The sequence below is a fragment of the Spiroplasma chinense genome (assembly GCF_008086545.1).
Taxonomy (GTDB): Bacteria; Bacillota_I; Bacilli_A; order Mycoplasmatales; family Mycoplasmataceae; genus Spiroplasma_A; species Spiroplasma_A chinense.
In genome coordinates this window covers 1,004,504-1,016,189 of the sequence record NZ_CP043026.1, presented here as the reverse complement: position 1 = coordinate 1,016,189, position 11,686 = coordinate 1,004,504, and the positions used below count along the sequence as shown (strand labels likewise).

Sequence of the window (11,686 nt, the reverse complement as noted above, 5' to 3'; positions counted from 1 at the left end):
ATGCATTTTTTAGTATGCATAACTAAGGATGGTACCGCGATCAAACGCTCCTTTTAAAGGAGCGTTTTTTTATTTTATAGGAGAAGAAAAAAATGGAAAAAAACTACAAAGATACTTTATTAATTCAGCAAACAAACTTTGATATGAAAGCTGATTTAAAAACAAAAGAACCAAACATTGAAGCTAAATGATTGCAAGAAGATATTTATAATGAAAAACTAAAATTAAATAGTGATAAACCTAAGTTTGTATTGCATGATGGTCCTCCATATGCAAATGGAAATATCCATGTAGGTCACTCATTAAATAAAATTTTAAAAGATTTTATTGTTAGATGAAAAAATTCAACTGGATACAACTCACCTTACATTATGGGATGAGATACACACGGTCTTCCAATTGAAACAGCTGTTACTAAAACTGGTGTTGATAGAAAATCTTTATCACCATCAGCTTTTAGAGATTTATGTAAAGAATATGCTTTAGGACAGGTTGAAATTCAGTCAAATGGTTTTAAAAGATTAGGTATTTTTACAGATTATGACAAAAAATACATTACTTTAACTCCAGAATATGAAGTAACTCAATTAAAAGTGTTTGCTAAGATGGTTGAAAAAGGTTTAGTCTATAGAGATTTAAAACCAATTTACTGATCACCTTCAAGTGAATCTGCACTTGCAGAAGCTGAAATTGAATATGCAGAAATTAAATCACCAACAATCTTTGTTGCATGTCCTGTGGTTGAAGGAATTCAAGGAGAAAATGTAAGTTTAGTTATTTGAACAACAACTCCTTGAACAATTCCTGCAAACCAATTAATTTGTGCTGGTAGTGAAATTGAATATGTTTTGGTTAAACCAAATGGAATGGATAAAAGATTTGTTATTGCAAAAGAACTTGTAAGTGGAGTTGCAGAAACTATTGGTTGAGAAGGATATGAAGTTGAAAAAGAATTCTTTGGAACTGATTTGGAAGGGGTAGTTTACAAACACCCATGATACGATAACAAAACAGGAAAAGTTGTATTGGGAGATCACGTTACAAGTGAAGCTGGTACTGGTCTTGTGCATACAGCTGGAGGTTTTGGAGAAGATGACTTTAGAGTTGTTGTTGAAAATGGAATGAAAGCTTTTGCTCCACTTGATGATCAAGGTAAATTTGATGTTACAGTTGAAGATGAAAGACTTGAAGGATTATTCTATGAAGATGCAAATAAAGTTATTGGTATGGCTTTAGAAGAAAAAGGTTATTTATTAAAACTTAAATTTGTAAAACACTCATACCCACATGATTGAAGAACTAAAAAACCTGTAATTTACAGAGCAACACACCAATGATTTGTAAGTTTAGATTCTGTAAAACCTGAAATTGACAAAGTAATTGAAACTTCTGTTACAACAAATCCAAGTTGATCAAAAGAGAGATTAAGAAATATTATTAAAGATAGAAATGATTGAACTATTAGTCGTCAAAGATTATGAGGAGTACCAATTATTGCTTTTTATGATAATAAAAAACAAGCAATTTTAGAAAAAGAAATTGTTGAATATGCAATTCAAGTAATTGAGAAAAAAGGAACAAATGCTTGATTTGAACTTGAAGCAGATGAATTCTTACCAGAACAATACAGAGGACAAGGTTGAACAAAAGAAACAGATATTTTAGATGTTTGATTTGATTCAGGAACTTCAAATATTGTAATGCAAGAGAACTTTGGATTACAAAGACCATTTGATGTATATTTAGAAGGTAACGACCAATATAGAGGTTGATTTAACTCATCAATGATTAACTCAGTAATTTTTGATGGTAAACCAGCTTACAAACAATTATTAACACACGGTATGACAAACGATGAAAAGGGTAAAAAAATGTCTAAATCAATTGGAAATACAGTGGACCCACTAAGTATTGCAAATGATTTAGGAAGTGACATTTTAAGACTTTGAGTTTGTTCAACTGACTTTACAGATGACCAAAGAATTGGAAAAGAAATTTTAAAACAAGTTTCTGAGTCTTATAGAAAAATAAGAAACACAATTAGATTTATTTTATCTAACCTTGTTGATTTTGACCCAGTTGCAAATTATCAAAAAGTTTTAGAAGAAGTTGATGAGTTTGCTTTACATAACTTAACAAAAACTAAAAATAGTTTTAAAGTCATGTTTGACAACTATAACTTTAATGGAGCATTCAAACTAATCAATAACTATGTAATTAACGATCTTTCTTCATTCTATTTAGACTTTATAAAAGATATTATTTATGTTGAAAAACAAGACTCAACAAGAAGAAGACAAGTTCAAACTGTTATGTATGAACAATTATGAATGTTAATTGATATCTTAAGACCAATTATTCCTCACACAATTGAAGAGGTTTACCAAAGTATTACAAATATTAAACATGAAAAATCTGTACACTTGTTAGACTTAAAAACACAAAACTTCTTACAAGGAGATGACTTGGTAGATAGATGAAATACAGTTTTAGATTTAAGAGATGATGTTAATGAAGCTCTTGAAAAAGCAAGAAATGAAAAAATTATTAAAAAAGGTTTTGAAGCAAAAATTTCAATTAGTTTAAAACCAGAATTTAAATTTATTGAACAAATAAAAGACTTACATCAAGTATTGATTGTAAACTCAATTGAGTTTGTTGATAACCAAGTATCAAATGATGTAAAAGTAGGTTTTGTTTCAGTTGAACAAAAACTTGGTGAAAAATGCCAAAGATGTTGAGGTATTTTTGATAATTTAATAGAAGACATCTGTCAAAGATGTTATGATGTTATTAATTAAAAGGTGGAATGAAATATGGATGGGATAAAAGATTTATCCAAAAATATTAAAATATTTTTGAAAAATTATAATTACAATTGAAGGTTTAAAGTTCTTTGATGTGTTCCTATGATGGTTATTTTAGTAGCAATTGATTGAATATCAAAAGCTGTAGTTTCGGGGTCAATGCATTTAGGAGAAACAAAAACTTTTATACCAAACTTGTTAAGTGTTAATTATACAATTAACACAGGAGCTGCTCTTGGAATGAATGCTGGAAATCCAACTCTTGCAATTACTCTTGCAGCAATTGTTACAGTTATGTTAATGGTAGCTTTTGTATTTTTAAATACAAAATTGTGAACTGTTGCTATTTGTGTAATGTTAGCTGGAAGTTTTGGAAATATAATTGCTAGAGCTTGAGCTCCAGTTGATAACAATGGAGTAAGGGGTGGGGTTGTTGACTTTTTACAATGAGATATAGACCTTCCTTTGTTTAGGGGTTATATCTTTAATCTTGCAGATTTATTTGTAAATATAGCAGTAGGATTATTATTCTTAACTGTTGTTTTAATGGGTGTAGAAGAAGTAAAACAACAAGTTTTCAAAAAGAATCCAGAAAAACTTGAAACTTACTTAGACTTTAAAGACAAATTACATATAAATGAAAATAAATATCTTGCAAATGTTAAAGGTAAAAAAGTTAAAGAACAATGAAGTTTTTATAAAGAATATTTAGCAAATTCTAAAAATATAAAAAAAGATTGAAAAGAATATAAAAAAAATAGTAAAAATAAACAGGAGAAATAATGTATGGACAATATTGAGATAATATTACAAGAAGACAGTGGAAGACTTGATAAGTATGCAACAAATTACTTACAAGAAGAATTTGATTTCTCAAGAAGTTATATTCAAAAACTTATAGAACAAGGATTTATTCTTGTAAATGACAATATTGTCAGTGCAAAGTATAATTTACTTAAAAACGATAAAATAACAATTATTGCAAAAGAACCTGAAGAAATTGAAGCAATAGCTCAAGATTTAGACTTTGAAATAGTTTATGAAGATTCTGATCTATTGCTTGTAAACAAACCAAATGGTATGGTAGTTCACCCAGCTGCTGGAAATCCTGATGGAACTTTAGTAAATGGACTATTGTTTAAAATCAAAGATCTTTCTGCAATTGGAGGTTATTTAAGGCCTGGAATTGTACATAGACTTGATAAAATGACAACAGGTCTTATGATTGTTGCCAAAAACGATAAAACTCATAAAAAGTTGACTGAAATGTTGGCTAACAATCAAATTCATAAAGAATATATAGCTTTAGTTCATGGTGTAATTGAACCTGAAAAAGGTACAATTGATGCTCCAATTGGGAGACATCGTGGAAATAGAAAAAAAATGACAGTTACTGAAATTAATGCAAAACATGCAAAAACTCATTTTGAAGTTTTAAAACGTTTTGAAAATCACACATTAATCAAATGTGTGATTGAAACTGGTAGAACTCACCAAATTAGAGTTCATATGTCATTTATCAAGCACGCAGTTGTAGGTGACCCTTTATATGCATTTAGAGAAGACCAAAAAGTAGAATTTGGTCAATACTTGCATGCATATAAACTTTCTTTCACTCATCCAATAACTGGTGAAAAAATTGATTATACTTGTGAAATTCCAAAAGAATTTAATGATAAAATAATAGAGTTAGAAAACTAGGTGTAAGAATGCAAATGAATAATAGTGATTTAAAATTACTTTTAGTACATTATTTTATAAAAGTTGAGAAATATAAGGCAGATCTTGTTGAGAGTGATGATTATATTTCAGTTTTAGTGAACCCAAAAAACAAAACGCAACTAATAGCTATTGGTATTGGGGAATTAAGTGGTGTTGAAGGTAAAATATTCAAAGTTAAAGAAAAACATACTTCTGGAAAAAGAGAAGCTTTTAATGTTTTAAAAATTTCTATTACAGAAGAGAGTTTTAAAGATGTTGTTTGTGTCTCAAATTTAAAAGAGGCAAAAGCACAATTAATTAAAGACTTTCCAAAAATAACAAGTTTAGAAGAAACTAAACAAGAAGAGTCAGAACCTGATTTAAGTGAAGAAGAAATTTTAGAGTCACTTAAAAATCCAAACAGTAGTGAAAATAAAAAACTTAAAAAATTAGTATCAAGTATGAACACCCAAACTGCTGTATCGATGTCGCTTATGGTGCTGTTCTGTATTATTCCTATTATAACTTTTGGGCTTTGAATATTTTTAAGTACAAAAGTTGATGGATTAGCACATACTGGAATAGCTTCGCTATTCTTTGGTGGTTCAAATAGAGCATTAACAATTGTAGGTCACCAATTCTGAAGAATATTTACTTACGGATTCTCACTGCATTCTGCAGGAATCTTTGGAGCGTTGATTGAAGTTGCTATAGTATTGGTTTTATACATTAGACTTGCAAGATATACAGAAGGAATCATAGGTTCTTGAAAATATGCATTTATTATGTTTGTAACATATCCTTTAACTGGTTTCTTTTTATCGGTTATGGTTCCAGGAATGGTATTTACTGGAATCTTAGGTTTTGCATCATCAACAATCACTGTTCTTGGTGTTACAACTTGAAATAAAAAAAGCGATACAGTTACTTTATTTTCAAAAAACAGATTAATTCTTCCATTACTTGTAATGATTATGTATACTATTTTATTTAAAGATTCAAGTGATTATTTAATCATTGTAACAGCTGCTGGGATTAGTGGTTCAATTACATTGTTATTTACATATGATTACTCAAGACCAGACTTTTACTTAGCATTCCCAATAATTATGCTAATTGGTTTAATTTTATTACCATTTATTTTCTTGTTTGTACCATCATATGGTATTGCACCAGACTTTGTATCAATGTATACATTGGCGTTTTACGCACAAACTGGTGTTATGAAAACAAATTATTTAAATAATATAATCTATAACTTAAATGGATGACAATTTAGTCTTCAAGATATTAATGGTGTAATTTCATTGGTACCTTTTAAATAGGAGAATAAAAACATGAATTGTAGAGACAATTATATAGATTGAAATACATATTTTATGGCTATGGTTGAATTAAATGCTATGAAAAGTAAAGATCCAAACACACAAGTAGGGGCAGTTATTGTAAATGACTTAAAACAAATAGTTTCAACAGGTTACAACGGTATGCCAAGAGGTTTTAATGATAATGACTATCCTTGAGACCGAGAAGGTGAATGACAAGATACAAAATATCCTTATATAGTTCACGCAGAATTGAATGCAATTTTGTCTTCTGGACATAATGTTAGAGGATGTTATATGTATACTTCTCTTTTTCCTTGTAATGAATGTTCAAAAAGCTTAATTCAGTCAGGAATTAAAAAAGTTTACTTTGCATCTGACAAATATAATGGTACTATTGAAAATAAAGTGTCTAAAAAAATGTTAGATGATGCTGGAATTTCTTATGAAAAACTTGCCAAAGTTGAATTATCACTAAAAATTGAAAAATAATTTAAAATTTTAATAAAAAAACTATACAGTTTTTTTTTTTTTTTGTAAAATATAAGTGTGGTTTATAAGGCCACGCTAAGATGTATAAAATGTTCGCTAGTAATTTAATACATTATAAATTTACTGTTGCGTCCATCAACGGTAGATTAGCAGCCTGAGGCTGCTTTTTTTATTTAAAAACCTAACTTTATAACAAGTTAGGTTTTTATTTTTTCAATTTATCGTTAAAATGCATTTTAATGTAATGTTCAACATTTTGACTATCATTTCTCTTGTATTCTTGAACCAAAAGTTTAACGTGATCATTTGCACCAAGTGGCATTCTTTTATTATATTTAGTTTCTAATGCTTTTATTGCTTGTAAGTAATAAAAGCGAGCAATAATACTTGCAAGAGCAACAGATAAGAATTTGTCTTCTGCTTTCTTAAAAAATAACATTTTTTCTCTAACTACTTTTTCTTGGTCAGACAAGTAATTAAAATAATTTTTTTCACTTGCAAATTCATCCATAATTATTTGACTATATTCTAAGTCACTGTTTTGAGTCAATTTTAATAAAGCATTATTATGGCATATTGCTTTTAAAATATGAATGTTTTGATATTTATTTTGTAACAAGTTATATTCTTTGTTATCCATAATGTATGCATGATATTTCACTTTAAAACTTACTCTATCAAATATTGAATATATTTGTTCTTCAGTTAATTTTTTAGAATCTTTTATCTCTTTGACTAAACTTTTATTTTTTTCTTCAAAATCTTTATCAATATAAACACAACAAGCTACTAATGGTCCAAAAAAGTCTCCAACTCCAACTTCATCACATCCAATGGTATTTATGCTAGAAAAAGAAGTGATTTTTGGCTCGTTTATTTTGGTTTTACCAGTCACTTGTTTTAAGTTATATTTTTCTAGAAAATATTTAGGATTATCTGATTGAATTAAAACAGTTTGATTATTATAAATACTTATTGTGTCGTTATTTTTTGTTTTAATTAATGCTTTAATAGTAGGATTTTTAATTATTTGTAAATTATACTTATTATCTTCAATAATTTTTTCAATTATTTTATTTTCAACTTTTTTTAAACTAATAGATGCCATATTTTCTGTTCCTTTTCTAATAAATTATAATACTTTGGTTAATCTTATTTTATATATATTAACAAATATTGGTATAATCAAAAATAGTTAGGAGGTTGCAAAATTGAGTAATATTGGAATTATAAATATTGGTCCATGATGACTGTGAGATATTATGTGCTTAGGAACAATAATTGGTAGTTTAATCTTTGGTATTAGACGTGGTTTTTTTGCAACCCTTTATTTCTTATTGATCGAAGTAATTGCTGTTATTTTAATGATGTTTGTACCAACGTTATTGACAAATGCAACAGCACAACCAATAATAAAATTACTTGGAAAAACAGGTATAGTTGGAGTTTTTGAAAGTATGGGTTCATCTGTAGGGGCAACTTTCTCTGAACTGTTAAAAGCTATTACCAAGGTTGAAGATTTTCCAACACTTTCTTGAAGTGGTTTAGGAACTGAAACACTTAAAATCTTTGTAGCTTTAATCTTATACTTGATTTACTGTGTTTTAGTTTTTGCTATTGTCAATATTATTGGTTTTTCAACTTATAGAGGAGTTAGAAAAAAACTAAGAAGACTTAAAATAGTTGGTTCTGCTGATGCATTATTGGGAGCAATTAATGGTTTATCAATTGGTATGATTTTTACTATGATTTTAACTACTTTCTTTTCTTTGCCAATATTTGCAACAGAACACCAAAGATTAGAAACTTTAGACTTTGAAAAATTAACAGAAGAGCAAAAAGTGGATTGAGTAAAATATGGAAACTCATTTAATAGATATTCAATAGCTAAAAAAATAACAACAAATGTACCAACAATTCCAATTGCTAAATTTATGTATACAAATGCTTGTGTAAACAAATATTTAGTTTCACCACTTTTAACACTTTCAAATCAAGCTACAAGTAGTGGAAATGGAATTGATGGAATTAAACAATTACCATCAGATATTTTTGACACTTACGCACAACTTATGTTAGAAGGTTATTCAAGTAATAACCCTCTAAAAGCACCAATTGCAACTTGTATAGATTTAATGCCAGAAGACACAAGAAACTTGTTTAGAATTACAAGTGAAACTTTATTGAGTTCAATTGACTTATTTGACCAATATATGACAACTGATGAAGGTGCAAGAAATGGAACAATTATATCAAGTAGTCAAATTATGAATGCGTTAGAAGATTATAGAAATGCTAAAAACATTGAACTTACATCTGAAAATACTTCATTAATGACACCAAGTTCATTTAGAGACTTTTATAAATGAACAAAAGATAATGGAATTGAAAATCCATTTATGACTCTTGCAGATCATTATGACAGTTTAGATAAATATCAAGCAAATCACTTGTTGGCAAAAATATTGAGAAGTCCAAACAGAACTTACAGTTTAATGAGAAACATTTTCTATGTTAACCAAAATGCAATGACTAACTTAGATGTTCCTTTATTTATTCCTTCATACTGATCAACAAGTTGATTGGCAAATGGAATGGAAATGTCTTATAATGGTGGTATACTTTCAAATTACTTTAAAAAAGGTGTAACAGATGATTGAGAGACAAATTTAAATGATAATTCAAAATGATTAATAACAAAAAATAATTCGATGTTAAAAGCAGACTATGATGGTTTTTGACTAAGATATTACTTTGATTATGCAACTATTGGAGGATACTAATGAACAAAATAGGTATTGATATAGTTGAAGTTAACAGAATTCAGTTAACTGAATCTATGATTAAATCAATTCTTCATAATGATGAAATGAAATATTTAGAAAAATTAGAATCTGATGATGCTAAAAAACAATTTTTAGCTGGAAGATGAGCTGTTAAAGAAGCTATTATAAAAGTGGTTGATAATCCATTATTACCTAAAAATATGAATATTGGTTATAATGGAAAAAAACCAATAGTTTTAAATGAAGATTTAAAACATATAGAAATTTCTATAGCTCATGAAAAAAACTATGCTGTAGCTACAGCTTTAAATTTGTAAAAAAGGAGGCACAATGAAACAATATTTAGACTTAATAGAAAATGTACTTGAAAATGGTGAAAAAAGAAGTGATAGAACTGGAACTGGTACTATTTCACTTTTTGGTACTCAATCAAGATATGATTTAAGAGAAGGTTTTCCTCTTGTTACAACTAAAAAAGTATTTTTAAAAGCTATAATACACGAAATGCTTTGATTTATTAATGGAGATACAAACATAAAGTATCTTGTAGACAATGATGTAAAAATCTGAAATGAATGACCTTTTGAAATTTTTAAACTTTCAAAAGATTACAATAATGAAACTTTAGAAGAATTTGTAGCAAAAATTAAAAATGATAATGAATTTGCCAAAGTTTATGGTGAACTTGGACCAGTTTATGGAAAACAATGAAGAGACTTTAATGGTAAAGACCAATTAAAGTCTTTGATTCACGATATTAAAACTAAACCAGATTCAAGAAGACACATTATAAGTGCTTGAAATCCAGCAGAGGTTGACAAAATGGCATTGCCTCCTTGTCACGCTTTCTTCCAGTTCTATGTTTCAACAGAAGGTTTTTTAGACTTACAACTTTATCAAAGAAGTGGAGATATTTTTTTAGGTGTTCCATTTAATATTGCTTCATACTCAATTTTACTTACTCTAGTGGCTTTAGAATGCAATTTAAAGCCAAGATACTTTGTTCATACAATTGGAGATGCACATATTTATTCAAACCACTTAGAACAAGTTAAATTACAACTTACAAGAGAACCTAAAAAATTACCAAAACTTGAAATCGATTTTGAAGGAAAAACTATCTTTGATATTAAATACAAAGATATAAAAGTTGTAGATTATGAATCACATCCTGCAATTAAAGGAGAGGTGGCTGTTTAATGGTAACTTTAATTTGAGCACAAACTTTAAATGGAGTAATTGGTTTTGAAGGCAAATTACCTTGAAACATTAAAGAAGAAATGCAACACTTTGTAAAGTCTACAAAACACAAAACTGTTTTGATGGGAAGAAACACTTGAGATTCTTTAAAATTAAAACCACTTCCAAAAAGAACAAATATTGTAATTACTTCTAGACCAATGGATTTAACTGACGAGAACTTAAAAGTTGATAATAACTTAGAAAAGTGATTAAAAGACTTTAAAAATAGTCAAGAAGAAATTATAATAATTGGAGGGAAGAAAATTTTTGATGCATCTTTAAATGATGCAGATAAATTGATTATTAGTTATATTTATGAAGAATATAAAGGTGATGTATTTGCGCCAGAATTTGATTTAAATAATTTTGATCTAACAGATACACAAAAATTTACAGAATTTGAAGTTAGAACTTATGAGAGGAAAAAATAATGGAAAATAACAAAAATAACATTCAGGTAACTGAAAATGAACAAGAAGAATTAGTGGATACAAAGGCAAAGATTTATATTAGTAAATCTACTTTGTTTTTTCAAGCATGATCGATTTGACGTACTGTTGTAAAAGCTAAAAAAATAACAAAAAGAATTAAAAGTGATCCAAATTCTTATTCTGAAGAATATCGTTATAACTGGGTTAAAAAGAAAATTAGAAAAATTCTAAAGATTGCAAATACAGAAATTCATGTATTTGGAATAGAAAATTGAATTGACAAAGGTGTAATTTTAGCACCAAATCATCAATCAAACTTAGACCCGATTTTAATGTTGGCTATTAATGATTTTTCATTACAGCAACCAGTTGCATTTATTGCAAAACAAGAATTATGAAAAACTAAAGTTTTTAAACATTTTATGAATTTAACAGACAACATTCCTTTAGATAGAAATAGTCCAAGAAGTGCTTTAAATGCTATGAAAGAGGGTAAAGAATTAATAAATGTATATAAAAGAAGTTTAGTAATTTTCCCGGAAGGAACAAGAAGTCAAAAACAAGAAATGGGAGAATTTTTAGGAGCAAGTATGAAAGTGGCACAAATGGCTTACGCGCCAGTTGTGCCAGTAACAATAATGGATTCATATAAACTTTATGAAAAAAGACCCAAAGGAAAATTAAGAGTTAAAGTAATCTTTGGAAAACCTTTAATACCAGAAAAGTTTATATCAATCAAAACAGATTTATTAACTCAAAATATTAAAAAAGAAGTTCAAAAAAATATGGACAAATATGCTAATGTTGATGTAACAGACAAAAAAGTTGTTCCAAAAAGAGTGGACAAAAAAAACAGAACTTACTTTTATTAATATTTTCTAGAAATGCTATTAGCTTAGAAA

The 11,686-nt window shown here is 27.9% G+C and carries 11 protein-coding genes; 10 read left to right on the top strand and 1 reads right to left on the bottom strand.

Features of this window, described 5'->3' with window-relative positions:
- Window positions 1-92 precede the first annotated feature (92 nt).
- From ileS to SCHIN_RS04570, 5 genes are read left to right on the top strand one after another with little or no spacing between them, the layout of a single operon-like run.
- Window positions 93-2,801, top strand: a complete 2,709-nt coding sequence (gene ileS, locus SCHIN_RS04590) for an isoleucine--tRNA ligase (protein WP_166508459.1) — start codon at window positions 93-95, stop codon at window positions 2,799-2,801.
- A 15-nt stretch (window positions 2,802-2,816) separates the two neighbouring features.
- Window positions 2,817-3,590: a signal peptidase II gene (locus SCHIN_RS04585; protein ID WP_166508458.1), complete on the top strand. Its 774-nt coding sequence runs from the start codon at window positions 2,817-2,819 to the stop codon at window positions 3,588-3,590.
- Window positions 3,591-3,593: 3 nt separating this feature from the next.
- Window positions 3,594-4,508 carry an RluA family pseudouridine synthase gene (locus tag SCHIN_RS04580; protein ID WP_166508457.1) on the top strand — a complete coding sequence of 305 codons (915 nt, stop codon included), beginning with the start codon at window positions 3,594-3,596 and terminating at the stop codon, window positions 4,506-4,508.
- Window positions 4,509-4,522: 14 nt separating this feature from the next.
- On the top strand, window positions 4,523-5,833 hold the full coding sequence (locus SCHIN_RS04575) for a hypothetical protein (RefSeq protein ID WP_166508456.1): 1,311 nt from the start codon (window positions 4,523-4,525) through the stop codon (window positions 5,831-5,833).
- 12 nt (window positions 5,834-5,845) lie between these two features.
- A complete protein-coding gene (locus tag SCHIN_RS04570; protein ID WP_166508455.1) occupies window positions 5,846-6,325 on the top strand; it encodes a deoxycytidylate deaminase in 480 nt (159 codons plus the stop codon).
- Window positions 6,326-6,530: 205 nt separating this feature from the next.
- On the opposite strand, the gene rnhC is transcribed toward SCHIN_RS04570, so the two are convergent.
- Window positions 6,531-7,433 (bottom strand): ribonuclease HIII, encoded by a 903-nt coding sequence (gene rnhC / locus SCHIN_RS04565; RefSeq protein ID WP_166508454.1) that lies wholly within the window; start codon window positions 7,431-7,433, stop codon window positions 6,531-6,533.
- A gap of 103 nt (window positions 7,434-7,536) precedes the next feature.
- On the opposite strand from rnhC, the gene SCHIN_RS04560 reads away from it, so the two are divergent.
- Genes SCHIN_RS04560 through SCHIN_RS04540 form a run of 5 tightly spaced genes read left to right on the top strand, consistent with a single transcriptional unit; the run spans window position 7,537 to window position 11,656 of the window.
- Window positions 7,537-9,108 (top strand): hypothetical protein, encoded by a 1,572-nt coding sequence (locus tag SCHIN_RS04560; RefSeq protein WP_166508453.1) that lies wholly within the window; start codon window positions 7,537-7,539, stop codon window positions 9,106-9,108.
- Complete coding sequence (locus SCHIN_RS04555; RefSeq protein ID WP_166508452.1) at window positions 9,108-9,428, top strand: holo-ACP synthase; 321 nt, start codon at window positions 9,108-9,110, stop codon at window positions 9,426-9,428. The genes SCHIN_RS04560 and SCHIN_RS04555 overlap by 1 nt, the downstream gene beginning before the upstream one ends.
- Window positions 9,429-9,441: 13 nt before the next feature.
- The gene (locus tag SCHIN_RS04550) at window positions 9,442-10,311 is read left to right on the top strand and encodes a thymidylate synthase (protein ID WP_166508451.1); all 870 of its coding nucleotides are present in this window, start codon (window positions 9,442-9,444) and stop codon (window positions 10,309-10,311) included.
- A complete protein-coding gene (locus tag SCHIN_RS04545; protein ID WP_166508450.1) occupies window positions 10,311-10,784 on the top strand; it encodes a dihydrofolate reductase in 474 nt (157 codons plus the stop codon). The genes SCHIN_RS04550 and SCHIN_RS04545 overlap by 1 nt, the downstream gene beginning before the upstream one ends.
- Window positions 10,784-11,656, top strand: coding sequence for a lysophospholipid acyltransferase family protein (locus SCHIN_RS04540; RefSeq protein WP_166508449.1), 873 nt, complete (start codon window positions 10,784-10,786; stop codon window positions 11,654-11,656). Before SCHIN_RS04545 ends, SCHIN_RS04540 begins: the two co-directional genes overlap by 1 nt.
- The last annotated feature ends 30 nt before the right edge of the window (window positions 11,657-11,686 follow it).